General features: G+C 60.2%; 28 protein-coding genes. 13 read left to right on the top strand and 15 right to left on the bottom strand.

All coding sequences use genetic code 11. The features are described from left to right. Nucleotides 1-61 precede the first annotated feature (61 nt). Entirely contained in the window at nucleotides 62-868 is an 807-nt protein-coding gene (locus LPJ38_RS09470; protein WP_008543577.1) for a response regulator, read from the top strand. Between the two features lie 67 nt (nucleotides 869-935). On the opposite strand, the gene LPJ38_RS09475 is transcribed toward LPJ38_RS09470, so the two are convergent. Continuing rightward, complete coding sequence (locus tag LPJ38_RS09475) at nucleotides 936-1,409, bottom strand: TonB family protein (RefSeq protein WP_145637315.1); 474 nt, start codon at nucleotides 1,407-1,409, stop codon at nucleotides 936-938. Between the two features lie 177 nt (nucleotides 1,410-1,586). On the opposite strand from LPJ38_RS09475, the gene LPJ38_RS09480 reads away from it, so the two are divergent. After that, nucleotides 1,587-2,201, top strand: coding sequence for a nuclear transport factor 2 family protein (locus LPJ38_RS09480; RefSeq protein ID WP_145637318.1), 615 nt, complete (start codon nucleotides 1,587-1,589; stop codon nucleotides 2,199-2,201). 287 nt (nucleotides 2,202-2,488) lie between these two features. Here the strand turns inward: LPJ38_RS09480 and LPJ38_RS09485 are convergent, their stop codons facing one another. Continuing rightward, entirely contained in the window at nucleotides 2,489-2,866 is a 378-nt protein-coding gene (locus LPJ38_RS09485) for a hypothetical protein (RefSeq protein ID WP_145637321.1), read from the bottom strand. A 190-nt stretch (nucleotides 2,867-3,056) separates the two neighbouring features. Here LPJ38_RS09485 and LPJ38_RS09490 point away from each other — a divergent pair, with 190 nt between their 5' ends. Both LPJ38_RS09490 and LPJ38_RS09495 read left to right on the top strand, forming a co-directional pair. Then, a complete protein-coding gene (locus tag LPJ38_RS09490) occupies nucleotides 3,057-5,039 on the top strand; it encodes a hypothetical protein (protein WP_231088598.1) in 1,983 nt (660 codons plus the stop codon). A 62-nt stretch (nucleotides 5,040-5,101) separates the two neighbouring features. Next, nucleotides 5,102-5,890: a hypothetical protein gene (locus LPJ38_RS09495; RefSeq protein WP_145637327.1), complete on the top strand. Its 789-nt coding sequence runs from the start codon at nucleotides 5,102-5,104 to the stop codon at nucleotides 5,888-5,890. A gap of 587 nt (nucleotides 5,891-6,477) precedes the next feature. On the opposite strand, the gene LPJ38_RS09500 is transcribed toward LPJ38_RS09495, so the two are convergent. The 13 genes from LPJ38_RS09500 to LPJ38_RS09560 all read right to left on the bottom strand — a co-directional run bounded on the left by LPJ38_RS09500 (nucleotide 6,478) and on the right by LPJ38_RS09560 (nucleotide 16,178). Beyond that, complete coding sequence (locus LPJ38_RS09500; protein ID WP_145637330.1) at nucleotides 6,478-7,065, bottom strand: terminase small subunit; 588 nt, start codon at nucleotides 7,063-7,065, stop codon at nucleotides 6,478-6,480. Between the two features lie 11 nt (nucleotides 7,066-7,076). After that, nucleotides 7,077-7,355, bottom strand: a complete 279-nt coding sequence (locus tag LPJ38_RS09505) for a hypothetical protein (protein ID WP_145637333.1) — start codon at nucleotides 7,353-7,355, stop codon at nucleotides 7,077-7,079. Between the two features lie 1,073 nt (nucleotides 7,356-8,428). Further along, nucleotides 8,429-8,605, bottom strand: a complete 177-nt coding sequence (locus LPJ38_RS09515) for a hypothetical protein (RefSeq protein WP_167520551.1) — start codon at nucleotides 8,603-8,605, stop codon at nucleotides 8,429-8,431. Between the two features lie 78 nt (nucleotides 8,606-8,683). After that, nucleotides 8,684-8,827, bottom strand: a complete 144-nt coding sequence (locus LPJ38_RS09520) for a hypothetical protein (protein ID WP_167520552.1) — start codon at nucleotides 8,825-8,827, stop codon at nucleotides 8,684-8,686. A gap of 174 nt (nucleotides 8,828-9,001) precedes the next feature. Continuing rightward, nucleotides 9,002-10,258 carry an AAA family ATPase gene (locus LPJ38_RS09525; RefSeq protein ID WP_158644765.1) on the bottom strand — a complete coding sequence of 419 codons (1,257 nt, stop codon included), beginning with the start codon at nucleotides 10,256-10,258 and terminating at the stop codon, nucleotides 9,002-9,004. Beyond that, nucleotides 10,213-11,172 (bottom strand): DNA-primase RepB domain-containing protein, encoded by a 960-nt coding sequence (locus LPJ38_RS09530; protein ID WP_145637343.1) that lies wholly within the window; start codon nucleotides 11,170-11,172, stop codon nucleotides 10,213-10,215. The genes LPJ38_RS09525 and LPJ38_RS09530 overlap by 46 nt, the downstream gene beginning before the upstream one ends. Before the next feature lie 251 nt (nucleotides 11,173-11,423). Further along, nucleotides 11,424-12,242 (bottom strand): hypothetical protein, encoded by an 819-nt coding sequence (locus LPJ38_RS09535; RefSeq protein WP_145637346.1) that lies wholly within the window; start codon nucleotides 12,240-12,242, stop codon nucleotides 11,424-11,426. Between the two features lie 47 nt (nucleotides 12,243-12,289). Then, nucleotides 12,290-12,667: a hypothetical protein gene (locus LPJ38_RS09540; protein ID WP_145637351.1), complete on the bottom strand. Its 378-nt coding sequence runs from the start codon at nucleotides 12,665-12,667 to the stop codon at nucleotides 12,290-12,292. Nucleotides 12,668-12,898: 231 nt separating this feature from the next. Then, on the bottom strand, nucleotides 12,899-13,846 hold the full coding sequence (locus LPJ38_RS09545; RefSeq protein ID WP_145637353.1) for a hypothetical protein: 948 nt from the start codon (nucleotides 13,844-13,846) through the stop codon (nucleotides 12,899-12,901). Between the two features lie 83 nt (nucleotides 13,847-13,929). Continuing rightward, the gene (locus LPJ38_RS09550) at nucleotides 13,930-14,331 is read right to left on the bottom strand and encodes a hypothetical protein (RefSeq protein WP_145637356.1); all 402 of its coding nucleotides are present in this window, start codon (nucleotides 14,329-14,331) and stop codon (nucleotides 13,930-13,932) included. After that, a complete protein-coding gene (locus LPJ38_RS09555) occupies nucleotides 14,328-14,468 on the bottom strand; it encodes a hypothetical protein (RefSeq protein ID WP_158644766.1) in 141 nt (46 codons plus the stop codon). The genes LPJ38_RS09550 and LPJ38_RS09555 overlap by 4 nt, the downstream gene beginning before the upstream one ends. Then, nucleotides 14,465-14,677: a helix-turn-helix domain-containing protein gene (locus LPJ38_RS38275; protein ID WP_145637359.1), complete on the bottom strand. Its 213-nt coding sequence runs from the start codon at nucleotides 14,675-14,677 to the stop codon at nucleotides 14,465-14,467. Before LPJ38_RS38275 ends, LPJ38_RS09555 begins: the two co-directional genes overlap by 4 nt. 202 nt (nucleotides 14,678-14,879) lie before the next feature. Continuing rightward, entirely contained in the window at nucleotides 14,880-16,178 is a 1,299-nt protein-coding gene (locus tag LPJ38_RS09560; protein WP_145637362.1) for a tyrosine-type recombinase/integrase, read from the bottom strand. Between the two features lie 403 nt (nucleotides 16,179-16,581). Here LPJ38_RS09560 and LPJ38_RS09565 point away from each other — a divergent pair, with 403 nt between their 5' ends. The 9 genes from LPJ38_RS09565 (at nucleotide 16,582) to LPJ38_RS09605 (ending at nucleotide 24,731) form a co-directional block, all read left to right on the top strand. Continuing rightward, a complete protein-coding gene (locus tag LPJ38_RS09565; RefSeq protein WP_145637365.1) occupies nucleotides 16,582-17,016 on the top strand; it encodes a hypothetical protein in 435 nt (144 codons plus the stop codon). A gap of 123 nt (nucleotides 17,017-17,139) precedes the next feature. Next, nucleotides 17,140-19,017, top strand: coding sequence for a molecular chaperone HtpG (gene htpG / locus LPJ38_RS09570; protein ID WP_145637368.1), 1,878 nt, complete (start codon nucleotides 17,140-17,142; stop codon nucleotides 19,015-19,017). A 171-nt stretch (nucleotides 19,018-19,188) separates the two neighbouring features. Continuing rightward, complete coding sequence (locus LPJ38_RS09575) at nucleotides 19,189-19,473, top strand: DUF3551 domain-containing protein (protein WP_145637370.1); 285 nt, start codon at nucleotides 19,189-19,191, stop codon at nucleotides 19,471-19,473. Between the two features lie 9 nt (nucleotides 19,474-19,482). After that, a complete protein-coding gene (locus tag LPJ38_RS09580) occupies nucleotides 19,483-19,776 on the top strand; it encodes a DUF3551 domain-containing protein (protein ID WP_145637372.1) in 294 nt (97 codons plus the stop codon). 225 nt (nucleotides 19,777-20,001) lie between these two features. After that, a complete protein-coding gene (locus LPJ38_RS09585; protein WP_145637375.1) occupies nucleotides 20,002-21,807 on the top strand; it encodes a long-chain-acyl-CoA synthetase in 1,806 nt (601 codons plus the stop codon). A gap of 153 nt (nucleotides 21,808-21,960) precedes the next feature. Next, a complete protein-coding gene (locus LPJ38_RS09590; protein WP_145637378.1) occupies nucleotides 21,961-22,206 on the top strand; it encodes an acyl carrier protein in 246 nt (81 codons plus the stop codon). Continuing rightward, nucleotides 22,193-23,575: a class I adenylate-forming enzyme family protein gene (locus tag LPJ38_RS09595; RefSeq protein ID WP_167520553.1), complete on the top strand. Its 1,383-nt coding sequence runs from the start codon at nucleotides 22,193-22,195 to the stop codon at nucleotides 23,573-23,575. Before LPJ38_RS09590 ends, LPJ38_RS09595 begins: the two co-directional genes overlap by 14 nt. Next, the gene (locus LPJ38_RS09600) at nucleotides 23,568-24,290 is read left to right on the top strand and encodes an SDR family NAD(P)-dependent oxidoreductase (RefSeq protein WP_145637381.1); all 723 of its coding nucleotides are present in this window, start codon (nucleotides 23,568-23,570) and stop codon (nucleotides 24,288-24,290) included. Before LPJ38_RS09595 ends, LPJ38_RS09600 begins: the two co-directional genes overlap by 8 nt. A 225-nt stretch (nucleotides 24,291-24,515) precedes the next feature. Continuing rightward, on the top strand, nucleotides 24,516-24,731 hold the full coding sequence (locus LPJ38_RS09605) for a hypothetical protein (protein ID WP_145637387.1): 216 nt from the start codon (nucleotides 24,516-24,518) through the stop codon (nucleotides 24,729-24,731). Nucleotides 24,732-24,829: the final 98 nt, after the last annotated feature.

Genomic DNA, 24,829 nt, shown 5'->3' on the forward strand with positions numbered 1-24,829 from the left:
CCCGGGCCCCCCGCGTAACGCCCTGGACATTGAGGCCGGCCCGAAGATGAATGGAGTGGGGATGTCCCGTTCACAGCTCGTTGCTGAACACTTGCCATTGTTGCGCCGATATGCGCGGGCCCTGACGGGCAGCCAGGCCTCCGGTGACGCCTATGTCGCGGCCATGTTGGAGGCCATGCTGGGAGATCCGTCGGTGCTGGACGAAAGCCATGGGCCCCGCGCCGGCCTGTTCCGGCTGTTCACCCAGATCTGGAATTCCGTCTCCGTCAATGACGATGCCGAGGTGACGACCCTGCCAATGCCGCCGGAGCGGCGGTTGTCGAACATCACGCCTCTGCCGCGGCAGGCCTTCCTGCTGCTCTCGCTCGAAGGGTTTTCGGAGGAAGAAGTCGGTTTCATCCTGGGCACCGACGTCGCTGAGACGCGGCGGCTTGCCGATACCGCTGGACGCGAGATGGCGGCGGAGATCGCCACCGACGTGCTGATTATCGAGGACGAGACCTTCATCGCCATGGACCTCGAGAGCCTGGTGAAGAATCTCGGCCACAACGTCGTCGGCGTCGCGCGCACCCATGCCGATGCGGTGGCGCTGGCCAAGAACAAGCGGCCCGGCCTGATCCTTGCCGACATCCAGCTCGCCGACGGCTCGTCGGGCCTCGACGCCGTCAACGAGCTGCTCCGCACCTTCGAGGTGCCGGTGGTGTTCATCACCGCCTACCCCGAGCGTTTCCTCACCGGCGAGCGCCCCGAGCCGGCATTCCTGATCTCGAAACCGTTCCAGCCCGCGATGGTGTCGGCGGTGGCGAGCCAGGCCCTGTTCTTCCAGCGCAACTCGCGCAACCGCACGCCGAAGGCGCCGGCGGCGTAAGGAAGACCGGTATCGAAAAACGGGACGGCGCGCTGCAAGGTGCGCCGTTCTTCGTTGCCTAGTCTTTTCAGCAGCCCCGGCAGATGCTGCGCATCTTGGCATCGATCTTGGCTTGTTCTGCGGCCGACTCTGTCGGTGGCAGCCTGCCCGACCACGGTGGCGTCGTTTTCGCCCTGAAGACGATGGGCGCCGTGAGGTGAAGACTGTCCTCCTGAATCTCGGCGGGCGGCTCGGGAAATGGCGCAGCCGCTTCCACCATAGCCAGGGCCGCGGCGTCCAGTTCGGTGGAGCCCGTGCTTTCGGCCAGTGCGCTCGAAATCAAATTCCCAGTCCGATTGAGAACAAGCAGGACTTTCGCCGTACCCCCTTCGGGGGACGAATTGCGCGGATAGATCCTCTTGCTGGCCAACCGATTGGAAACTTGCCTCTTCCAAGCGTTGATAGAGCTCTCTTGGGTATCTGGGTCCGCAGTCTGCGTATACGCGGGGAGGGGCACCAGCAATCCGAGAAGCGCGGCGAGCAAGGGCGATTTCATCTGCATCGATGCGGATACTAGTCGCCGTCAGGTTGATTGCAAGTCCAGATGCGCGCACCGCGTTTGCGCTTGTGGGCAGTTCAAGGGGCTGCGAAGCACGCTTGACGACGGTTAGATTGCCTCGTTGATATCTCTGGCCGATGACGCTCATCGTTGCCTCAAGCCGCCAGGAGATTTCTCACAATGGACCAGCAGATCCTCGATCGCCTCGCCATCCGCGACCTCGTCGAGAACTGGGCGGTGTGGCGCGATGCCGGGGACTGGGAGCGCTTTGCAACCGTCTGGCACGAAGAGGGCTGGATGTCGGCCACTTGGTTTCAGGGCCCGGCGCGGGATTTCATGCGGGTCAGCCAGGAGGGCTTTGCCAAGGGCGTGCGCATCCTGCACTTCCTCGGCGGCACCAGCATCGACCTCGCGGGCGAGCGTGCCATTGCCCAGACCAAAATGACGATCTCGCAGCGCGCCCTCGTGCACGACGTGCTTTGCGACGTCGTTTGCACCGGGCGCTTCTATGATTTCCTGGAGAAGCGGCAGGGGAAATGGGGTATCGTCCGCCGCCAGCCGATCTACGAGAAGGACCGGATCGACCCCGTCGACCCCGCCACGACGCTTCAGCTCGACCAGAAAGCGCTCGCAGCGCTGCCCGAAGGCTATCGCCATCTCGCCTACATGCAGGAGCTGATCGGCTATAAGGTCAAGCGCGACATGCCGGGCCTGATCGGGCCCGAGGTCGAGACGCTCTATGGCGAGGGGCGGGAGTGGTTGGCGGGGAAGGCCAAATCATCGGGCGCAAAGTGAGGCCCAGACAAAAGTAAGGCGCGACTGGCATCACCAACTTCGCGAATTACTTGTAAGATGTTGACAGGGATAGGTAATTTTCAAGTCACCTCTTGTGCCCTAAGTCCATTGCCCCAAGACGTAATATTGACCATCAGGGGAGCCCGTAGAGCGCGCCGCCCGTGGCGGGTTGCAAAGAGACGGGCGCGTCCGTCCGACGCATAGGCGGGGCGCGCTGCGAGCCCGGCGGCACGTAAAAGCCCGCCGGGTGGGGCGGGCCTTTACACATGAAGGATGAGACGATCCGCCTAGCGTAAGTAGGGTTTAGCCCTCTCAAGGTCGTCAAGGTACTCTGCCTTGCAGATTCGATCCTCATCAGCGTAGTCGATCGCGCCGGGCGGGAAGATTGTCTCGATCGCAATTCTCTGCTCGCTCGGCACGACATCGTCGTCCTTCAATTGGGCGAACCAATCGAACGATTCAGCACCGACCCGTTTCAGCCCATACCGAGCCAACGCGCGTTGCTCGACTGCGAACTCAAAGCGGCCTAACAGGTCGTTGTCGTCATCCTCGATATCGTAGCCTTCAAGAATTGCCGCGGACAGCGCCTCCAAAGCCGAAGCAAACTCGTCGTCTGCTCTTGTCTTCAGTGCGCTCAGCGCGTCACCTTCAACCACGCGTAACATGTTCTTCGTCCTTTCCGTTATGGATAGTCGTCGAACAATGCGGGTTCATCGAGCTTATGCAAGCGAGCGGTCATGATCGCCTTTTTTATTCTTCGCCGTCATCGTTAACGTGGAGCACGGCGCCAACGCCCTGTACCACAACCGCTGGATGATGTAGAAATTCCGCATCACATGCCTTGGGGGAGGAGTGATGGATAAGCTGACGACTGACACATTGCTGAAGCCGGACATGCTCGCCGTGCTTTCGCGAACTCATTTGCAGGTCAATCTTCACGGCTTCTTATTGCCAATATTCGAGGCGATTTCGAATGCGATGCACGGCATCGAAGAAGCCTTCGACGACAGCGCCAGTGCAGAGAAGATCGGTCTTGTAAAGGTCACGTTCAAGGACTGGACCGATCCACACAAGATCGTAGTGTCCGTCTCGGACAATGGCGCCGGCCTTCATGACGACAACTATCGTTCATTCAAGACGCCCTTTAGCGGGGCCAAGCTGAGCCAGAAGGGGCGTGGCTTTGGCAGGTTCATTGCGTTCAAGGTCTTCGCACGGGTCGTATACCACAGCCGCTTTGCGTTCTTCGGGAGCACAGACGTTCGTGCCTTTCGCTTCGACGTAAATCAGGAACAGGAATTGATTCTACTGCAAGACCAACCTGTCTTTGAGGGAACGGGGCTTGCGGTCACGTACGATCAGCCACTATTGGGCTGGCATGATCTTATCCGCGCTTTGAAGGCGGATGACATTACGGATGAGATTGGAGCGCACTTCCTCCCGTACTTCCTGTATCGCTGGCTCCCGCAGATCATTCAGTTCGATGAAGGCGAGCCAATCGATATAAGAAGTCGCTTCCAAGGCATGTTCAAAAAGTTCGCGGAAGGAACTATCACCTGCGACATCGACGGCGCGCCCGAAGAATTGTCCTATTCTTTAGCCAAGCTGCCGCGAACACAGCAGTTCAAAAGCCATTGCTTGCTGTTGTCCGCCGCAGATCGAATAGTCGGCACGCCGCGCGATCTCTCTAACAAAATTGGACAACCATTCTTTTTCGATGAGAACGGCGAACGCTATGTGGTGATTGCGGTCGTTCGTGGCGAAGCATTCGAGAGCCGCCTGAACGACTCCCGTACGGGCATAAATCTCGGACCACGCACCGTGGAAGACGTTGTGTCCCATATTAGTGACGTTATACAGCGTGAAGAGCACGCACAGATTGACAAGATCAAAAGCGATCAGTCCGTTGAATTGGCTGAGGCGCTTCGCGAAAATCCGATCTTAAAGCTGGGGCTGAGGGGCAAAACGGTTTCCGACTACGTCAAAGCGAAGCCGAATAACTGGAAGCCTGAACAGTTCATTTCCGATCTGGCGATCGAACGCTATCGGGCAACGGCAGACTTGACCAAGCAAATCGTGGCGGCGTCGGCCAATGCCGATAATTATGAAGCGACAATCAAGCAAATAGTTGCGAAGATCGATGCCGGCAAGAAAGAGACTTTAGCTGAGTACGTTATACATCGCAAAAACATAATTGCCTTGGTTGAAGTCGCCCGCCGCTTTCAAGACAACGGCAAGCGCGCTCCGGAAGACGCGATTCACGACTTGGTATTTCGTCGTTTCTCCGATTCCGCGAGCGTCGATTATTTCGAGCACAATCTTTGGCTCGTAGATGACGCGTTGGCTTTTCTCCCTTACGTGTCTAGCGATAGGACATTGCACGGCGGACGTAGAGGTAAGGGCGACAAAGTTACCGACTTGCTGTTCTTCGACGACAGCATGATTCTCGGAGACAACGACGGGACGACATTGACGATCGTGGAATTCAAGCGACCGAGCCGCAACGACTATGCCTTCGGCTCAGAAAAAGACGATCCGATTCTTCAGGTGATCAATACCTTAGACAAAGCTACCGCCGAAGGTGGGATCAGCAAAACCGACGGAACGTATTTTTCATTTGCGAATGTGGTGCGAAGATTTGCGTTTGTTATCGCTGATCTTACGCCGACAATGATCAAAGTGTTGCATAAACACGACTTCCAGAACGGGTGGAATCCGAAAGTTTTCGTTCGCTATCGAGAGCGCGACGCCATCTTCATTCAAGCGTTTGGGTACGACACCCTAATAGAGAACGCGAAGAAGCGTAACCACGCATTTTTCAAGGTGTTGCTGGACGAGTAGGTGTGCGATCACACAGCAGTCTCCGTTGATCTTTCGACACTCCCCGATGAAGGGCGAATCACTTGGCGAGCGAAGTTGACGAACAAGAACTCGGATTCCGTGACTCCCCCGATCGAGCCACGCTTTCGTGCTTACTCTACATGGCGCGCGTCATGGAGCTTAGAGATTTCGTTCGTTTCTTTTTCGGAATTATAAAGTCGATGGGCGCCTTCTCGCAAGCGCTGACACCGGACAGCCGGCAGGCATTTGAGGCAGAAGCGAGCAAGTACAAACTCGTTTCGTACGACTTTTCCAACCACCGCCAGTTCGTGAACGAAACAATGCTATCACGTGCAGTGGAGTCGTTCGATCTATACGTATTGCTGATCTTGCGAGAAATTTTCGAAGCCAAGCCTGAGATATTGAAGTCAGAAGGGTCAATCGACATCGCAACCGTTATCGATTTGAAGAGCTTCGACAGTGTGGTGACGTTCCTAACCGAGCGAAAGATTCACGAGCTTAGCTACAAGTCGTTAGATGACCTTCAGAAATACATCCACAGTCGCACCGGTCTGGCGCTCTTCAGGACAGACGCGGCATTCGATGCCGCTCTACTGGCTTCCGAGGTTCGTAACCTAATTGCGCATAACGATTGCCGCGTGAACGATATATTCGATCGCAGGCTCAAAGGTCTTAAGCGACCACTCGACGATTTACCGATCAGCAAAGCAGGAAAATTTATCATCGAAGACGAGTGGCTTCGGCAGGTCAGCTATACGCTCGACGCCGCCGTGTTCGATTTCGATGTAGCCGCTTCTGATAAATTTGGTCTGCAAACCATGAACCCAAAAACGAGCTTCACTTTTCGCTAACGCCCCGCGCGCGGCGCACTAAGCCACGTCGGGCGCAGCGGCCCTTGATAGAACATCCGGCCGCCTTCGAACCTGTCCACGAACCGAGCAAGCCTGAGCCGGCGCGGGCAATCTTCTAAGTCCCGAACTCGAATCTCGCCTTCTGCGTCGAGCGGCGTTTCGTCGGTGTGCCGCCGCCTAAAGTCAATGCGCCTACACCGGTTGCTACAGAACTTGCGCTGCAAGTCGTGCAGCGGCGTGTCGCACACAACGCAGGTCGGAAATCGATCGGGCGGCTTGAAGCCCGGCCGTCCATGTCGCACAGCATATTGCGCACATCTCTGCTGCCGGCGTACGGCGTCGAGGCAACCCTGCGAGCAATACTTCCGGTGGCGGTGTTCCAGCGCAAACAGCTCGCCACAATGCGCGCACGTTCGCATCATCATCGTTGAGTCGCCTTTAGGCCGGCGTCGATCAATCGCCGCACGACTTCCGACTCGCCTGCGTTGCGCGGGGGCGGTCCAGATAAGCGCGCGATGGCTTTCGCCTGATCCGCGCGCAAGCGAACGGTGATCCTAGATGGATTTTTGCCAAGGCGGCTCGGGCGGCTAGGCGGCTTGGACATAAGAGTCCTCCTCAAAAATAGATCGAAGCGTGTCGTTGATCACGTCCTGAACCACCATCGCGACCACGGCAGAGTCCTTGCGTCCAATGGGGTCTGACTCGGCGAGCGCACCAAGCGCAGTTGCGACGGCGTCCGGCAGTGAACGCAGATGCCTCCGGATGACGTCGGCTTCTTCGCGATAGAGCGTTACGGCTTCGTCGATGGTGACAAGCTCGCGGCGAGTCGCAGCGTTCTTCAATTCCAGCTTCTCCACTTGCGACAGAATTAGCTTGATCTGATTCCGACGCAGGGGCGACAAGTCCGGGTCTGCGGCCGTCTTGGCTTTGTCCTCAATCATCCAACGCAGCATGTCGCCAGCGGGAACCTGCCACGGCTCGAATTGTGTCCCCCGCTTCAGGACGGGCCCGCCATTCTCGATTGCGCGATCAAGATCATATCGAGCGATGCCGAAGGTTCGGCAGAACTCTTGCTTCGTCATCGTTGCGCCGGGGCCGGTACGATCGGGGTGGGGAACGGGCGTATAAGGCAGCGCTTCCATGGACTCGAACTCCGGGTATTTGTGTTTTGCCATGGGGAGACTCCTCACATCTTGGGGGTGATTGCGCCGCGATCGAACGCGTAATTCATCGGGACCGTCCGGCGTTGCAAGCGATCGTCGGCGGGCGTGTACGCGGGTAGGCGGTCGCGACCCGCGGCAACATCTGCGAAGGCACGCGCGAGAGCCGCATAATTCTGCGGATGAACGCTGTTGAGACTCGCGCTGCCCGTCATCGCTCGCCAGCGCACGACTCTGCGGGCCATGTCGTAGCCGTGGCGCTCCGCGAAGTCGCGATAGATCGATTGGAGTTCAGCGCGGGTCATCGGTTCATCCTTAATGTCGGACAAACCTTAGGAGCCGTGGCGCTGAAGAGTCAAAGTAACAAAACAGCCGCGCGTCGGCGCCGGCGACGCTACACGCACAACAATGAATTTGCGAAGCTCACTCGGGCGCGAGAGTAGTCGGCAGGGAAGGAAAATATTTCTCTACCTCTGCATCGATCAACGCTGCTGCCGAATTGTGGAACCCCACCATCAGAGCTTGGTCGCGCGGCTATGCTCTTCCCGTATTCGGTTTTGGCCAAGCTCCAGGACCCGCAGAAAAATTTCTTAAGCACGCAAGCGGCGAATATTTCCCTTCTTCATCGCACGAGAAAATTCTGATCGATCAGTGCGCGCACCGAGCTAACGCGCGTCGTTGAGCAATACAGATGCACACCGAACGCTCTTAGCGCGCGAGTTGGAGGCATCGGTTGTTGGGTCATGTATTTGATAAGAAGAATAAAAGCCGGAAATAGCCGCGGCCCACCATCACCACTCCTATATACACGGTGACGTTTGGTCAGCATGTATCAAGTAGCTGATATCTAATAATAATAGTGCTGACCATTCTTTGGTCAGCATGGAGAGCTTGGTCAGCATGGAGATGGTCAGCATGCGCCATGCTGACCAAGGCTTGGTCAGCACTCCCACCCCTGGTTTTATAGGGTTTCGCCCATGCTGACCAAAATTCCCCGTGTATATAGGTCCGCTAAGTGCGAGAGCAGACCTTCGAGGGCGTTCATCGCACTTCGGCTAATCTCAGGACAGCAACCGAACGCTCTTCGTTCAATCAGATGGCATAGCGCCTGGAGAACGAAGCCACTCACTCATGTGAACGCTGGTCTCGGCTTGGCGGGCCTGCTGCAGGAGCCGCTCCCGCTCTTTGCCCGGTGCCATCAATTGAGCCTCGCTCCGGAGACGGCTTGCTTCAGCGTTGAGCCGCTCCTCAAGTGAAGTGGTTTGCTTAAAACGACGACGCTTCTGCATGTGCTTCCCTGTGCGGTGGTGGCGGGCGTTGCCGAAGCTGCAGATTGCGCTTAAATTCCCGGTCGCGCTGTATCATTTGATATACGCGATTAACTTGCTCGCTGCTGCGCCATCGCCAGTTCGACCTCGTCAGCTAGCTTTGAAAGGTGGTCTGCGAGCCTGGTGTACAGCGCTCGCTTCTTGGGATCGGTTGCAAGATCTCGAACCAGTGCCGCCTCGGCCGCGTCAGCGCGCAGCTTCTCCAGGCTAGCCTGCATATCCTTCATGACCCGTACCCCACGCTACAATGTGGGCGAATTTTGAAGGATCGCAGGTTCCGAGTCCACCCCTCAGAGCGGCGAGCCTCAGTTCATCTTTTGGCGCAACTTCTTGATGATCTCGCGAAGGTCGGCAACGTGTGCTTCTATGATGCGCCGAAGCTCGCTCAGCCGCGCCTCGTCGTTCGTGCGCGGCGCCTGCTCCGGCTTGTCTCGCTGGGGATCAGCCATGCCGGATAGGCAACCAGTTCGCCGGCCGCCAACCATTGATCTAGCTCAATGGTCCGAGCAAAGCGCCGGACGGGTGCACTCCCTCAGGGACAGCGCATGCGCCGAACGGCGGAATTTCCGCAATGGGTCCACAAGCCGCTATCGGGAGCAGCGCAGCAATGTCTGCTTTGGCTATCAGCCGAAGTCGATATCGGGGTCGGGAAGGGACCACACGTAGGCCGAACCCTTGCCGAAGCCGCTGCGCTCGCTCCTAACGCCGACACCCTCGAAGGCAGCGCGGCGGACAGTGCGCCAACTATGGCCCCGCTCTTCCGCCCGGTCCTTCAATTTATCAGACGGCTTGGGGCCGCTTGCTAATTCGTCCTCTAGGAACGTGATCGCCGCTTCGAGGGCTGAACCCTTCTCTTGTTCGCCGCCGTTGTCCATCTGTCGGAAGACCTGCCCGGCCGACATGTCTGTTTCACCGGTCCACTTGATCCGCGGCACCTTCAGCACAAGTCCGGCGGCGGTCGTGACGGTCGTCTCTTCAATCTCATAGGTAAGTCCGGGCACCGGGGCGCCGATGTTGCTCTTGCCCTTGACGAAGAACTTGCGAGCAGTTTCCTTTCTGTCTTGCATTTCCGGCGCGACGAACCATCCGCAGCGAGCAATCGCGGTGAATGCCTGAGAGTCGAGCATGCGTGCTAGCGGAGCGCTGCCGCCGCTGTTCTTAGTAAGATGGGACAAGAACAGCACCGCCACGTCATGGCGTTCGGCGAGGTTACCGAGCGGACTCAGCACCGAGCGGACTTCCGATGTCTTCCACGTGTCGGTGCCATTGCGCCCGCCGGCGCCCATGTAGCTGTTGATGGGATCGATGACGATTAGGGCAACGTCGTTGCACGTCCGAATGATCTCAGCGAGACCCGGCAGATCGTCCGCGATGTTGAACATTCGTTCGGGCCGCCCCTTCACAGGTTTGACCATCATCTGCACAATCATCACCTTCGAGACGTCGGCGCCGGCTGCCTTCAGACGCGGAACGATGGTGTCCCCGGCGTCGTCCTCGGCGGCCAGTACGATGACCGAGCCCGGAATCGGCCTGCCGGACTTGTCCGGCCATGCGCTGCCGGTCGTGACGCGTGCGATAAGATCGCAGGTAATCTGCGACTTGCCCTGATCGGGTGGGCCGGCGAGGAAATTCAGTTTTCCGCGCGCAATCCGGTTCGACCACAGCCAGTTGATGGGCTCGGGTTCAACGTCGCTCGCAAGTTGATACCGGACTCCGCTGTCAGTCTTATAGACCGGTGCCTTCCTTGGGGTGTCCTCGATTGACTCAAAGTCCCATTTCAGCGCGGGGTCGTCGTCGAAGTCGTCCTCAGGCGTCATGCGACCAAAGATGACGGCTAGGTTCTCGGCGCTAATTCCGTTCTCCAAAAGCCGGCGCCGCAAGGTGCCCGCGCCACGGCCGCCCGGCCTGTCGGCGGTGAACGAGTCCCATCTAAATTGTTTGTGTCGCGGTGTTCCTGGCCGGCATAGTTCGGGTCTTCCTGACACCAATCAAGAAATAATTCCTTGACGTCGTGATCGTTGTTGCTGAGCGTGTGCAGTGCCATCGCGACTTCTTCCCATTCGGCATTGCCGGGGACGACCTGCGCGGGGTCTGCATCCTTGAGCATCAATTCAACGTCTTCAAGCCCGATAGTGTCAAATCCTTCGGGCGGCTCATCGCTAGGCGCCGATTCGTTTGAGGGTAGCCGCGGCAAAGCCTTGTCAAACACTCCGAGCTTGTGGGGCGGTTCGAATTGACGAGACATCACGATACGGCTTACGAATGGCTTACCCTTCTGATGCTTGAAGCCGGGCATACGCAGCACCCGCGCCACATCGCAAACGCTAGGGTCTCCGCCGTACGCCTTTGCAAGGCGTTGCGTCATGCGCTTCGTTGCGGTGAAGTCGTCAGTAGGTTCAATAACAAAAATGCATTGGTGCTTGCCCGGCGAGGTCTCGACAATCACGTGAGGCTCTAGGCCGCGCAGCCACTTTTTAGGCAGTGGCGCCGTGTCAAGATCAAGCGGCAGTGCCAAGACCTTCTTGAAGTTTGCCCGCTTGGTGCCTTTGCCATCTGAAAGATTCAAGGTGTAATAGATGGCGAAGCCCATTTTGTTGAGGCGCTTAAACTTGTCGGACAGGTCCGGCAGCGTGCCGCGGTGACGCAAGCGAGTGGGGCTGCTGGCGAGCGCCTTCTTCGCGGCCTTCGTCTCAGGGATGGCTCTGAAGTCCATGACTGCGCCGGCGTCGCCGCGCAGTGTTTCGATTAGCTCCAATCCCGCCGTGAGTGTTCCGGCGCCATCACTTTTACCCACGACTTTTACCTCACCTACATCCTACCCGACCAACGTCGCTCAAATCTCATCGTTCACAAGCGCCCGAACGAACCGCTCAGCCAACGCTTGTCGATCACCGTCATCTACCTCAAAGGGCCACGTCGCGGTCTGCTCCATAAGGTAAGTCGCCGCTAGATGCGGCGCCGCCCGCCACACTTTGTGCTGGGTCTCCGAGCCCTCATCGTATGCTGCGCTCATGCGGCGAAGCATCGCAGAGATGAATGCGGGAGTCATGACGTCACTCCTTCGGCCAAGATGTCATGCAGAATGTCCTGCGCCACGTCCTCGATCTGCCGCTCGATACTCTCAATAAGCTCTTCGGCCTTCCGTTCGTGTTCTTCGGCGTCCATCTCATCGATCGTGATGCGCAATAGGGCCAATTCGAATTCGCAGCGGGATTCAAACCTTCCCAGCCAGAGTCGCGCATAACGGTTCGCCGCCGCGAGACGGGCCTGCGGAATGCCGCGCCAACTGCCGTAAGGCGAGCCGTAATGCTTCGCGATGTTCTCGCGGTTCGCTTCAAGCGCCTGTGTGTGATAGTCCATCTGCGCTTCGAATGCCGATCGGTAATCGTCGGGTACATTGCGCGCGGTGCCGTCCGGGCTATGCCATCGCACAGCCAGATATTCCTTCCGCGCGTCGTTCAGCACAAATTTGGTCGTGGTGGCGAGATCGCTCGCGTACCCCCATTCCGTATAGTCGTCGAGAGGCATCGAATCCTTGAAAGGCTCGCAGAATTCCTGGCCATCGCCGCGCAACAAAATCGGTCGCTTCAAAAGCTCGGCGTTGCTGGCCCGCAAGGTTGCGAAACTCAGGTGGGCTAGGCGCTTCTGCTCTTCGAGGTCTTCGGCGGTGTTACAACTGCGCGTCGCGTCATTCTCCCAAATGCGCGCGTAACTACGTTCGTACTCAATGCGAGCTTTGCAGCGGCGGCGGTCGGACGGGTTTGCAATACCGCGAAGCGTGCCATCCGTGGACCCAAAAAGGTAACAAAGCACTCGGATGCGCTGCTTACAGATCAGTGGTGGCCATTTAGATTTTTCAGACATGATAGCACCTACATCATTTGGAAGCGTGGGGAGCGCTGCCCATCGCGCTACTCGGCGCGGCCCACAGGCGGGGGATTATTGAATCGATCCCATGCGGACTTCGCGAGATCGTCGAAGCTCTTCGGCGCGCGCGGTGCCTTCGGCTTCTCATTGCCAAAGTTCGCCATAGCCGCCGGTGAAAGGCGCTTCAGGTTGCGCTCGACTGCTTCATTGCTATTCGCCGGGCCTGCGGCCAGTCGCTCCAAGGCTTCGATGCACGCCGCCTGCTTCGATGCAGGCACTTGGCGGTAGGCACCCGGCCCACCGTGCGGCGCGCCGAACTTGACAAGCACGGCGTCGGCCGCGTCCTTTCCCACGCGCAAAACAGCGGCAGCGTGGGCGTGCAGGATGGGCAGCTTGGGGTTAGAATCCAGATCGTCACTCATTTTGGAATCTCCTGTTTTGCTTGAACGTTCAGTGTTCAAGACGCTCCACCTTCACTGTTGCATCCACACCCGCCTTGCGGCGCTTTGGCAGTGACGGCGGACCGTCCACATTGACCGCACCTGACTAGGAGCCGTGCGGCTTGCCGAGGATGGTAAGTTCAACCAAAAAACCACCCGCGGACTTCCCCGACACAGAGGCAAGGATCGAAAACCCCTGCGCCGGGAATCTTGTTAAGCGAAGTCGATGTCCAAGATGGCGAGCGGACTCGCCGCCAAGCGCGGGCCGGTGTTGATGCCGCGAGCCCGGCCGGTTCGATAGATGAACTCCGCCTTGCGTTCGATCTCCAGAATGTCAGCCTCGATCTTCTTCAGCATGGCGGGCCGATCGGCGATTGGAATGGCGTTTTCGGCGTCGTGGCCGGCGAGAGCCATCGCTTTCAGCCGCTCGCGAATCTCAGTGCCGAATACAGCAAAGAGCAATGTGGCGGTGTCGTTCAGGCGAGAGAGACCGCCAGCACCATTTGGAATCGTCAGCATCGGCAATTCGAGTGACCGCGCGGAGAAACGGCCCGTCGCAACTTTATTGGGAGTGCGAAGCTTTCGCAGAGCGTGCTGAATGCTCGTCGATGCTTCCGAATAGATGCGGTCGATCGCCGATGTGATGACGGTGGCGGGGACGTCCGCACGTCTGACGGCGTCCACTTCTTCGAGCTTCGCTTCGCGAGCGGCTCTACATGCCTCATGCTCCGCGAGCAGATCGTCGCCAAGCTCGCATTTGAAGTTGTACGACTTCAGCGGCCTAAGGGCGTGCGTCTTCGCGAAGTCTTGCACGACTTGCCAAAACCCCCCGGGCAGAAGTCGCTTTTCGTCCTCATACGCTTGCTCTTGAGCCGCAAGCTCCGTATTGCATTCGGCGATAATCCGAGCGCTGTCTTCCGCAAGCTCTGCAGACGGCTTTGGCTCCCGCTCGTTCTGAAGCGCTTCAAGTTGCGCTGCCGCCTTGCGACCGCGGATTTCCATCAAACGGGCCTGCTTCGCTTCGTAGCGAGCGAACGACTGCTCTGCCAAGTCTTCTTCGTGCTTGTAAAGCTTGCGCGCGAGAATCGGGAGATTTTCGTACGGAGTCCGCGGCGTTGCGCCGGGCGTGGGCTGGAAAAACTTGATGTTCTCGGTTGGCATTGGATTAGCTCCGGGCTTTAAGGTCGTCGATGGGTTAGAGCTACACGCTCGACGACCGCAGTGTCTGGTCCGACTTTCCGGACTTAAGGTCCGACTTTCCGGATCAGAAACGGTTCGATAGCGGCCTGAAGTGTTTGTAGGTGAGCGACGTGTTCAGTTGGCCGTTGTCGAATCCAACTTTGAATCCGCTTCGACTCGGCACTCGACGCGGCAGACATGCCTGAACTTTTCGAGGCTTTTAGTGCCGCGCTGAACTCGACGTCATATCGGCCGAAATGAAGCTCGGTGACGCAGAACCGAATTGCGTCTTCGTCCGTGACTCCAAGATCATCGCGCAGGAAGCGCGCCGTGGCATTGCCCTGGCCGATTCTGCGATCGCGCGATTGCTCTGGCCGCAACATTTCGGGTGGTAGGCCGTGCTCAGCAGCCCACTCGTCCGCGTCGCCAAAAGCGATCAATCTTCGGATTACAGAATCGTGCGTCATGGCCGCACCACATGGAAAGTGGCGCGGCGGCGTTCGGCCTCCATCTGCCGGCGCGGCGCGGCTTTCTCCGCCTCGCGCCGCAGAACTTCATCAACAAAGGCCGCGCGAGCGGCCTCCAATGTGCGCGGCGGGGTCATGACTCGCCTCGCTGGTATGCAGCGAATGAATCGGCGGTGACCAAGCGACGTCGGCCAGCTTTGAAGGACTTGAGTTTGCCTGAGGCGATGATGGCCCACATCGTCGAGTCAGCAACACCGAGCGCCTGCTTACATTGCTCAACGGTGTGGCAATGCTGGCCTGATGGGATAGGTGTAACAATTGTCTTGAGTTTAGGCGGCTTGCGCATAGCGAGACCCACGCGCCCCGTAGGGCGTCAACTGAGTTCGCGATGGGGTCTGTCCACCCAATGAGAGGGGCGGCCATTCGCGACGGTCTCGCTATCGGCTGATCATCTCCTCAGGGCGGCCCGTAGCCGCGCCCTGCGTCTTCGACGATCAACGGTCGGAAAATAGATCGGAGTTTGCCGGAGTCAACAGGGTAAAGCGCTGTTAACCCTCTTTTGCGGAATCTAAATAGTCGGCCCATGCCTGCATTAGCGGCCCCCGCTCTTCTACGTAAGGGCTCTCCAAGGTGCGATTATATGCCTCTTCAGTCTCAGCCTTAAAGGTGTGGGCGAGCGCGGCTTCTACGTATCGCCAATAGAACTTTCCCTTCTTCGCATTCCACGATGAGAACGACGCACGCGCGGTGCCGTGTGCTGTCGTGTTTGGAGCGACGCGCACTAGCGTGTGTGTCAGTGCGTTGTGACCGAGCATCTGTCCGGCTTTTTCGCCCTCGAAGATCAAATCATCCGAGTCCGGTGCGGCATCGTGCGGGATCAGCCTGCGCAATAGCTCGATGGCCTGCAAGGATAAGGGAACGACGTGGTCAGGCAGCGTCACCCACTTGCCGTTCTTGCCTTTGATCTTCTTCACCTTCATTCGAGCGACTGGAATCACCCAAAGTTTCTGTTTGAAGTCGATCTCGCTCACGCGGGCGCCGCGCGCTTCAGAAGGGCGCGCCGCACATAGGATTGCAAATTCCAGGGCGCGTGCCGCCATTTCATTTCTGCTGCGAATCTTCGTCATCATGGCAGGAAGCCTTTCCCATGGCACGGCCCGATGATGCGTTGTCGCGATCTTTAAGTCAGCCAGAGGTAAGCGCCGTCTCTCAGCCGGATTGATCGCGTCGCTCGGCAGATAATGGGTTTTGGGCGATCGCTCTTCCTTCGGGTTCTTGACATCGTTCTTGGCGCCATAGGCGATGGCGAAGTCAAAGATGATCTCCAGCTTAGCTTGGAGATCATTCGCGCTGCGATTGATCCGACTCCAAATCGGGGCAAGGACGGCTTCCACGTTGCTGGGTTTGATGGCGGTGATATCCATGTTGAGTAGTTTCGCAGCATGCCGATTGATAAGGCTCTCGGTGTCAGCGAAAGTTTTCTTCGACACGGCGGGCTTGTGTATTGTTTCCAACCAATCCGCGGCAACGTGCTCGAATGTGTAGACCTTCGTTTCAGACGCTGTTTCTGCGAACGCGACCGGTGCCGGGATCAGGACGCCTTGTTTCCGCGCCCGCCGCTTATCTTCAGCGGCGGTGCGAGCGTCGTCGAGAGATAGGCCGGGCTTGTCTGGCCCAGCCGCGGGGCCGATCGTGAGTTCGCGCCTTTTGCCCTTGTCGTGCAGAATTACAATCCAACTGCGCGCTTTGCCGGGGCGAACGTGCAGATACAGGCCGCCACCATCGGAATAGCGACCGGGAGCGAGCGGCTGCATTACAAAGGATTGGGGCATCGTGTGGATAGGCATCAGAGGCTCCGAACGCACCTTTCAACAGTCGCGCCCCACCCTTTTGCCCTAAGGTGGGTTCCCAAGAAAGACGGAGTTGGCCGGAGTTTGTCGGAGTTCAACAGAGGGTTAATGTCAGCGGACACAATAGGTTAGCTTATAACCGATTGATCGGCCTAACAAATAGAATAGGGCGCGACTGGCATCACCACAGTCGCGCCCTACGTCGCCGGCTTATGGGGCAGGGGGGAATAGCCGGCTGCTGAGACGACTCGCAGGCGCCAGACTCGTTCCACGGCTTCCGAAATATTTTGCAGACCCGCGGCTTTTTTCGCACACGGTTAAGTGATCGTGACCGCTGAGAACCCCCGATCCTCCGCCCGCGTTGTTCCCGTGATCGCCATGGGGCGAGGGATCGACAGCCATGTCACAGATTCAAAAGGTATTTTTAGGCGCCGTCGCGATTGCCGCAACGCTTGGCGCGGTGCAATTGGCCTCCGGCCACGATCTGGCCGACCGCTGGCAGGCGGTCGCCGATATACCCAGCCACAGCACGAACTTTGCGCCAAGCCATAACGTCAATCGTACCGGCAAGGCCGACCGCCTCGCCGAGATCAAGCCGGCGCCCGTTGCCACCCGGACGGTGTCGATGCGGCTGAACGACCTCGCAGACACATCGGTGCTGCTGCGGGTCCCCGCGGTGATCGAGACCGGCAATGCCAAGCCTCCGGTGCTGCTCCAGAACCAGAGCCAAAACCAGAAGAAGAACCGCAGCAAGCCGACGATCGCCTGTGAGCCGATGGTCAGCTCCCTGACCGAGGTCGCAAAGCTGCTCCAGCCCGGCCGCTGCGTAACCTGATAACTCCATCGTCCAAGGACAGGGATCGCCTCTGGGCCGGGGCCGAGCCGCTCACGTCCTCTTGATCCGCTCTCTCATCGCGTTATATCCGGGCTTTCCCTCTCGTTTTGACCGGGTAAACGCATGACGACGTCAGACACGGCTGTGCATACGCAGCCATTCCAGGCCGAGGTTTCCGAGCTTCTGCACCTCATGGTGCACTCCGTCTATTCGGAGACCGATATTTTCCTGCGCGAGCTCGTCTCCAACGCTTCGGACGCCTGCGACAAGCTGCGCTACGAGGCGATCGCCCGTCCGGACCTGCTCGGCGAGGGCGAGGCGCTCAAGATCCGCATCATTCCGAACAAGACGGCCAAGACGCTCACGATTGCCGACAACGGCATCGGCATGGAGCGGCAGGAGCTGATCGACCATCTCGGCACCATTGCCCGCTCCGGCACCAAGGCCTTCGTGTCGAAGCTGAAAGAGGCCAAGGACGGTCTCGGCCTGATCGGTCAGTTCGGCGTCGGCTTCTATTCCGCCTTCATGGTCGCCGAGAAGATCGTCGTGGTCAGCCGCCGCGCCGGCGAGAGCGACGTCTGGACCTGGAGCTCCCAAGGCGGCTCCGGCTTCGAGATCGCCCGCGCCGGCGATGAGGACGCTGCGCGCGTGACGCGCGGCACCGAGATCGTCCTGCACCTCAAGGACGACGCCAAGAAATATCTCGAAACCTACGAGATCGAGCGCATCGTCGGGGCCTATTCCGACAACATCCTGTTTCCGATCGAGCTCGTGCCGGAAGAGGGCGAGCCGCGTCAGATCAATTCGGCGAGCGCACTGTGGCAGCGCTCGAAGAGCGAGCTGACGGCGGAGGACTACAAGAAAGCCTATCAGCAGATCGCGACGGCCTTCGACGATCCCGCGATGACGCTGCATTACCGCGCCGAGGGCCGTTATTCCTACGCCGTGCTGCTGTTCGCGCCGTCGGCCAAGCCGTTCGACCTGTTCGAGCCGAACCGCAAGGGTCGGGTCAAGCTATACGTCCGCCGCGTCTTCATCACTGACGATGCCGACCTGCTGCCGGGCTATCTGCGCTTCATCCGCGGTGTCGTCGACAGCGAGGATCTTCCGCTCAACATCTCCCGCGAGATGCTGCAGAACAATCCGCAGCTGGCGCAGATCCGCAAGGCCGTGGCGACCCGCGTCGTATCCGAGCTCGAAAGCCTCGCTGAGAAGGATCCTGATAATTTTGCCAAGATCTGGGACGCCTTCGGCGCGGTGTTGAAGGAGGGCATCTATGAGGACTTCGAGCGTCGCGAAAAGCTGCTGGCGCTATCGCGCTTCACCACGACGTTGGGCGAGAAGCGGTCGTTGAAGCAGGTGATCGCCGATTTCAAGCCGAACCAGACCGAGATCTACTATCTCGTCGGCGACAGCATCGAGCGGCTGAAGTCCAATCCGCGGCTGGAGGCCGCGACCGCACGCGGCATCGAGGTGCTGCTGCTGTCCGATCCGGTCGATGCCTTCTGGACCTCGATGCCCTCGGAGTTCGACGGCAAGCCGCTGAAATCGCTGAGCCAGGGCGATCTCAACCTCGATTTGATCCCGCGCCTCGACGACAAGGACGAGACCAAGAAGGACGAGCCCGAGGCCGATGAGGCCGCCACCATCGCGGTGATCAAGGCCGCGCTCGGCGAGCGCGTCAGCGACGTCAAGGCCTCGATGCGCCTGACCAGCTCCGCCTCCTGCCTGGTCGCCGACAGCCAGGGGCCGAGCCGCGAGCTGGAGCGTATCCTGGCGCAGCAGAACCGCGGCATGAAGACCAAGCCGATCCTCGAGATCAATCTGCGCCATCCGATGGTGGGTGCGATCACCAAGGCGCCGGCCGGCTCCAAGGCCGTCGACGATCTCAGCCTGCTCCTGCTCGAACAGGCGCAGATCCTGGATGGGGAATTGCCGGAAGACCCGGCGGCGTTCGCCGCGAGGCTGAACCGCCTCGTGTTGCAAGGGCTCGGCGCGTAGCCGCTGGTTTGGTCGTCAAGCCCAGCCATGACGACCGTGAGTGCGTTGCGAGATCGCCGCACTCACCTTGCCGTCATCTGTACCTAGGAACAGTCGCCTCCAGCATGGTGTTATGCCATAGGAGGCAGTCGGCTTCCGTGCCGGCGCCGTGACCGATTCGAGGATTTCTCCATGCGCTTGCCGATCCTGACTCTCACCGCGATGGCCACGCTGTTCGTCGCGGCCGATGCCAGCGCCCAGACCTACGATCCGCGTTACCCCGTGTGCATGCATGTCTACACGCCCGGCGGCGGCTTCGGCGGTGGCGGCGGTGACTATTATGATTGCTCGTTCACGTCGATCCCGCAGTGCCGCGCCACGGCGTCGGGCCGCTCTGCGAGCTGTGACCTGAACCCTTATTACGCTTTCGACCAGCCCCCGCCGCGGCCGCGTAAGCGGCAGAAGCAACAGTACTGACGGTCTACGATGCGCTTTCCTCGGATCCTCTCGCCGCGTGCTTCGCTCGGCCTGCTCCTCGCGATCGGCGCCTCACTCGTGATTGCGCCCTCTCATGCGCAGACTTTCGATCCCCGTTACCCTGTCTGCATGCACGTTTACTCCGGCGCGAATGGTGGTGGCGGGGAGTGGTACGATTGCTCCTTCACATCCATCCCGCAGTGCCGCGCCACCGCATGGGGTCGCGCCGCGATCTGTGATCTCAATCCGTACTACCCCGTCGACGCGCCGCCGCAGCGTTTGCGTCACAGGCGAACCGGCTAGGACCGGCTGGATCGGCGCTTCCGCTTCGCGTGCGGTGCTGCTGCTAGCCCGATCCCGATCATTCCGCCCGCCTTGTGTCAGCCGTCTCGCGCAGCCGTCGGCTCGGTAAGGAATGACTAGCGTTAATCGCGCACTAACCGGCTTTTACCCTGCCCCTTAACACCTGGGCAGGGCGGCGCGGGCTAAGCTTGGGACCAGCAGCCACGGTCCCAAGAGAATAACGGCATGACCACCGGTGTCATCGAGCAAGCGAAAGCCGCGCGCGCGCCGTCGGCGTCGAAGATATGGCTGAAGGCCATCGAGCTCACTGCACGGATCGAGACGCTGCCGGGCCGTTTGCTCGCCGACGTCGTCGATGACTGGGCGCGACGCCAGCCCGACCGCGCGGCGCTCGTCACCGACGCTGCCACGCTTGACTATGACGGCCTGTCGAAGCGGATCAACCGCTATGCGCGCTGGGCGCGCTCGGTCGGCGTGGCCAAGGGCGACACCGTTGCCCTGATCATGCCGAACGACATCGACTATGTGGCGGCCTGGCTCGGCATCAGCCGGGTCGGCGGCGTTGTCGCGCTGCTCAACACCAGGCTGGTGGGGCCATCGCTGGCGCATTGCATCGACGTCGCGAAACCATCGCACATCATCGTCGCGTGTGAGCTCGCGGAGATGCTCGACGGCGCAGCGCCGCATCTGAAGTCGCAGGCGAAGGTCTGGAGCCATGGCGATGCCCGCAGCGAACGCGCCATCGACGTCGCGCTTGCGGCGCTCGACGATGCGCCCCTTTCGCGCGATGAGCATGGCGGGGTGACGATCGACGACCGCGCCCTGCTGATCTACACATCGGGCACTACCGGCCTGCCGAAAGCCGCGAGCATCAGTCACCGCCGCATCCTCAATTGGGGTTTCTGGTTCGCCGGCCTCACCGGCGCGACGCCTCAGGACCGCCTCTATGATTGCCTGCCGCTGTTCCACTCGGTCGGCGGCATCGTCGCGCCGTGCAGCATGCTGACGGCCGGCGGCTCGGTGGTGATTGCGGAGAAGTTTTCCGCCTCGCATTTCTGGTCCGACGTCGTCCGGCACGACTGCACCCTGTTCCAGTATATCGGCGAGCTCTGCCGCTATCTGCTCAAGGCGCCGCCGTCGGAATATGAGAACCGGCATCGCCTGCGGCTCGTCTGCGGCAACGGTCTGCGCGGCGACATCTGGGAGGATTTTCAGGCGCGCTTTGCCATTCCGCGCATCCTCGAATTCTACGCGGCGACCGAAGGCAATTTCTCGCTGTTCAACGTCGAGGGCCAGCCCGGCGCGATCGGACGCATTCCGCCGCTGCTGGCGCATCGCTTTCCGGCAAGCCTGGTCAAGCTCGATCCCGACAGCGGCGTGCCGCTTCGCAACGAAGACGGCTTTTGCATCGCCTGCGCCCGCGGCGAGGCCGGAGAAGCGATCGGCCGCATCGGCACCGCCGATGAGGGCGGCGGGCGTTTCGAGGGCTATACCGACGCAGGCGAGACGGAGAAGAAGATTTTGCGCGATGTCTTCGCTCGGGGGGACGCATGGTTTCGCACCGGCGACCTGATGCGGCTCGACGACAAGGGCTTTTTCCATTTCGTCGATCGCATCGGCGATACCTTCCGCTGGAAAGGCGAGAACGTCGCGACCTCGGAGGTGAATGACGCCGTGCGCGACTTCACCGGCGTGGTCGACGCCACCACCTATGGCGTCAGCATTGCCGGCACCGACGGCCGCGCCGGCATGAGCGCCATCGTCGTCAACGAAGGCTTCGACATTGCCGCGCTGCCCGCCCACCTCGCGCAGCGCCTGCCGGCCTATGCGCGTCCCGTTTTCATCCGCATCTCCCACGAGATCGATGCGACCGAGACCTTCAAGCAGAAGAAGGGAGAGCTCGCGCGCGAGGGCTTCGATCCGGCCGCGATAGTAGAGCCGCTGTTCATGCTCGACCCGAAATCCGGGGCGTATGTCGTGCTCGATAGCAAGACCTATGCCTGCATCAATGACGGCACGATCAGACTGTAAGCCTCGCGAAAATCAGCAGATAGGTCCAATTTTATCTGAATTGTCCAAGAAGCCATTTACTTCTGTCGGGTAAACAGACGGCCAAGGGGGAGCGGTCAGCAAGAGCCGCCGCAAGAGCGATAACAACAAGAGATAACAACAAGCGAGCCAGCCATGTCGGTAAGGTCTAAGGTCATCGAGGCGATCCAGAAGATCGCCAGGGAACAGCACGTCACGCTTCCGGCGCTCTCGGACGATCTGTCCCTGCATGAGACGGGCTTCGATTCGCTCGCCTTCGCGATCCTGGTCGCGCGTCTCGAGGACGAGACCGGCGTCGACCCTTTCACCATTTCCGAGGACGCAGCGTTCCCCGCCACCGTGGGCGATTTCGTGCGGGCCTACGAAAATGTCCCCGCGTGAGATCTTTGCGCTTCGCGACCATCTCGGCGCGGAGCTGAGGGGCCGCACACTCTCCGATGCGCACCATGTGGTGTCCCTGACGAACGTCCTGTCGCACACGGTTCTGGGCGGCCGCCTGCACGAATTGTCGGGCCGCGCCGTGCTGCTCAAGCTGTCCGACCAGCTCCGGTCAGGCCTTGCCATGATCGAACTCGACGGCATCGCTCGCCGCATGCTGCTGTGTCCGCCCGATCTCAATCCGGCGCATCTCGACGCGCTGATCGCCGATGCCGCGATCGATGCCGTCGTCACCGACGAGCCCGATCGCTGGGCCGGGATAGGCGTGCCGCTCGTGGTCACCGCCAACCTGCCGCTTGAAGCGGCCGCGCCAGCGAAGACCGAACGTGCCACGGAATGGCTGATGCTCACCTCGGGCACGTCGGGCGTGCCGAAAATCGCCGGCCATACGCTGGAAGCGCTCACCGGCGCGATTGTCGCCGAAGGCCCTGCGCGCGGACCTGCGCCGGTATGGGCGACGTTCTACGACATCCGCCGCTATGGCGGCCTGCAGATTTTCCTCCGCGCCATCCTCTCCGGCGGCTCCATGGTTCTGTCGGATCCGCACGAGGTGTTGGCCGATCACGTCGCAAGGCTGAATGCGCGAGGCGTCTCGCACATTTCCGGCACGCCCTCGCACTGGCGCAAGCTCCTGATGAGCGGCTCGGCCGCCCAGTTCACCCCTCGCTACGTCCGTCTCTCCGGCGAGATCGCCGACCAGGCGGTGCTCGACGGCCTGAAAGCCGCATTCCCCGATGCCTCCGTCGGTCATGCCTATGCCTCGACCGAGGCCGGCGTAGGCTTCGCCGTCAATGACGGGCTGGAAGGTTTTCCGGCCAATTATCTCGGCAACCGCAATGGTGTCGAGATGAAGGTCGTCGACGGCTCGCTGCGCATCCGCTCGAGCCGCACCGCACATGCTTACATCGGCCGCAACGCAGCCGCGCTTACCGACGATGACGGCTTTGTCGACAGCGGCGACATCGTCGAGCTGCGCGGTGACCGCTATTATTTCGTCGGCCGCCGCGGCGGCATCATCAACATCGGCGGGCTGAAGGTCCACCCCGAAGAGATCGAGGCGGTGATCAACCGCCATCCCGATGTGCGGATGTCGCGGGCCAAATCGCGCCGTAGCCCGATCACCGGCGGCATCGTCGTCGCCGACGTCATTCTCGCCGATGGCTCTGATCCGGCGCACGCGAAGGAGATCCGCGACCAGATCCTGGGTCAGTGCCGCGCGCAGCTCGCATCTCACAAGGTGCCGGCCGTGATCCGCTTCGTCGAGGCGCTCGACGTCACCCCGGCCGGCAAAATGGCGCGCACCGATGCATAATGTTCTCGTCACCGGCGGCAGCCGCGGCATTGGCCTTGCGATCGCAAGGCGCCTCGTCGCTGCCGGCTTCAATGTGATTGCGGCCGCGCGGCGCGAGAGCGAGGAGCTCAAGACGGCGGTCGCGGTCTCCGAAGGGCGCCTGCATTTCCGCGCCTGCGATCTTGCGGTGATCGATGCGATCCCGGCTTTTGCAAAGCTGGTCCGCGACGAATTCGGCCCGATCTACGGTCTCGTCAACAATGCCGGCCTCGGCACCGAGGGCCTGCTCGCGACCATGCACAATTCGGAGATCGAGGCGCTGGTGCAGCTCAACGTGCTGTCGCCGATCATCCTCACCAAATATGTCGCGCGGCAGATGATGGCGGACGGCGCGGGCCGCATCATCAACATCTCTTCCATCATCGCCACCACCGGCTATAACGGCCTCTCCGTCTACGGCGCGACCAAGGCCGCAGCCACCGGCTTCACCCGCTCGCTCGCGCGCGAGGTCGGCAAGCTCGGCATCACCGTGAATGCGATCGCGCCTGGATTCATCGACACCGAGCTGACGCACAATCTCTCCGACGAAGGACGCAAGCGCATCGCCAGCCGCAGCGCGCTGCGCCGACTGCCGGAAACCGATGACGTCGCACGCATGGTGGAATATCTGCTCGGCGAGGGCGGCCGGAACGTCACCGGCACCGTGTTCACGGTCGACGCGGGGAATACGGCCTAGAGCTTCGGTTCTGATTGAATCAGAACCGAAGCTCTAGATTCTTGTTTTGGCGCGTTTTCTTCACGCGAACCGGTGTCCACTTCGCTCGAAAACGCTTTTGCGGAACCCCGGCCGCGACAATTGGTTGATCCGGCGAAATGACATTCAGCCGGATTTGGTCGTAAGATGCCCTGCAATCGATTGGGTTACGACAATCGATCTGCCCTAATTGAAGGGGAGCAGTCCATGGCTATGCCAAACATGACCGCTTCGAACCTGGGCCGGACGTCTACAGAGCGGTCGCGCGCGAGGCCGGACGATGTCCATTGTCAGCCGATGTCGCATCAGAATTCCGGTGCTCACGGCCATGAGATGTATCCGCAGCAATTCGTGCGGCTGGTCGGATGTCATGATGTCCCGGCCGCGGCGCTACGCAAGCGCCAGGACGAGAAGCTGCATTAGGCACGCGGGCCCGAGGCTTCTCCCAGTCAATTCGTTCATGTGACAATTCCGGTGACGGCTTGTGCGGCATTGCGCGGCCATGCGGGCTTGTTGTCCGG

Origin of the sequence: Bradyrhizobium daqingense (assembly GCF_021044685.1) — a bacterium.
GTDB lineage: Bacteria > Pseudomonadota > Alphaproteobacteria > Rhizobiales > Xanthobacteraceae > Bradyrhizobium > Bradyrhizobium daqingense.

Coding starts and splice junctions, on each gene's coding strand:
- LPJ38_RS09560 (WP_145637362.1), bottom strand. CDS start 16,178: ATGCCTATCCACACGATGCCCCAATCCTTTGTAATGCAGCCGCTCGCT.
- LPJ38_RS09555 (WP_158644766.1), bottom strand. CDS start 14,468: ATGACCCCGCCGCGCACATTGGAGGCCGCTCGCGCGGCCTTTGTTGAT.
- LPJ38_RS09550 (WP_145637356.1), bottom strand. CDS start 14,331: ATGACGCACGATTCTGTAATCCGAAGATTGATCGCTTTTGGCGACGCG.
- LPJ38_RS09485 (WP_145637321.1), bottom strand. CDS start 2,866: ATGTTACGCGTGGTTGAAGGTGACGCGCTGAGCGCACTGAAGACAAGA.
- LPJ38_RS09580 (WP_145637372.1), top strand. CDS start 19,483: ATGCGCTTTCCTCGGATCCTCTCGCCGCGTGCTTCGCTCGGCCTGCTC.
- LPJ38_RS09475 (WP_145637315.1), bottom strand. CDS start 1,409: ATGCAGATGAAATCGCCCTTGCTCGCCGCGCTTCTCGGATTGCTGGTG.
- LPJ38_RS09565 (WP_145637365.1), top strand. CDS start 16,582: ATGTCACAGATTCAAAAGGTATTTTTAGGCGCCGTCGCGATTGCCGCA.
- LPJ38_RS09505 (WP_145637333.1), bottom strand. CDS start 7,355: ATGACCCGCGCTGAACTCCAATCGATCTATCGCGACTTCGCGGAGCGC.
- LPJ38_RS09535 (WP_145637346.1), bottom strand. CDS start 12,242: ATGTCTGAAAAATCTAAATGGCCACCACTGATCTGTAAGCAGCGCATC.
- LPJ38_RS09595 (WP_167520553.1), top strand. CDS start 22,193: ATGTCCCCGCGTGAGATCTTTGCGCTTCGCGACCATCTCGGCGCGGAG.
- LPJ38_RS09515 (WP_167520551.1), bottom strand. CDS start 8,605: ATGAAGGATATGCAGGCTAGCCTGGAGAAGCTGCGCGCTGACGCGGCC.
- LPJ38_RS09545 (WP_145637353.1), bottom strand. CDS start 13,846: ATGCCAACCGAGAACATCAAGTTTTTCCAGCCCACGCCCGGCGCAACG.
- LPJ38_RS09470 (WP_008543577.1), top strand. CDS start 62: ATGTCCCGTTCACAGCTCGTTGCTGAACACTTGCCATTGTTGCGCCGA.
- LPJ38_RS09540 (WP_145637351.1), bottom strand. CDS start 12,667: ATGAGTGACGATCTGGATTCTAACCCCAAGCTGCCCATCCTGCACGCC.
- LPJ38_RS38275 (WP_145637359.1), bottom strand. CDS start 14,677: ATGCGCAAGCCGCCTAAACTCAAGACAATTGTTACACCTATCCCATCA.
- LPJ38_RS09520 (WP_167520552.1), bottom strand. CDS start 8,827: ATGGCTGATCCCCAGCGAGACAAGCCGGAGCAGGCGCCGCGCACGAAC.
- LPJ38_RS09590 (WP_145637378.1), top strand. CDS start 21,961: ATGTCGGTAAGGTCTAAGGTCATCGAGGCGATCCAGAAGATCGCCAGG.
- LPJ38_RS09490 (WP_231088598.1), top strand. CDS start 3,057: ATGGATAAGCTGACGACTGACACATTGCTGAAGCCGGACATGCTCGCC.
- LPJ38_RS09575 (WP_145637370.1), top strand. CDS start 19,189: ATGCGCTTGCCGATCCTGACTCTCACCGCGATGGCCACGCTGTTCGTC.
- LPJ38_RS09585 (WP_145637375.1), top strand. CDS start 20,002: ATGACCACCGGTGTCATCGAGCAAGCGAAAGCCGCGCGCGCGCCGTCG.
- LPJ38_RS09500 (WP_145637330.1), bottom strand. CDS start 7,065: ATGGCAAAACACAAATACCCGGAGTTCGAGTCCATGGAAGCGCTGCCT.
- LPJ38_RS09480 (WP_145637318.1), top strand. CDS start 1,587: ATGGACCAGCAGATCCTCGATCGCCTCGCCATCCGCGACCTCGTCGAG.
- LPJ38_RS09605 (WP_145637387.1), top strand. CDS start 24,516: ATGGCTATGCCAAACATGACCGCTTCGAACCTGGGCCGGACGTCTACA.
- htpG (WP_145637368.1), top strand. CDS start 17,140: ATGACGACGTCAGACACGGCTGTGCATACGCAGCCATTCCAGGCCGAG.
- LPJ38_RS09600 (WP_145637381.1), top strand. CDS start 23,568: ATGCATAATGTTCTCGTCACCGGCGGCAGCCGCGGCATTGGCCTTGCG.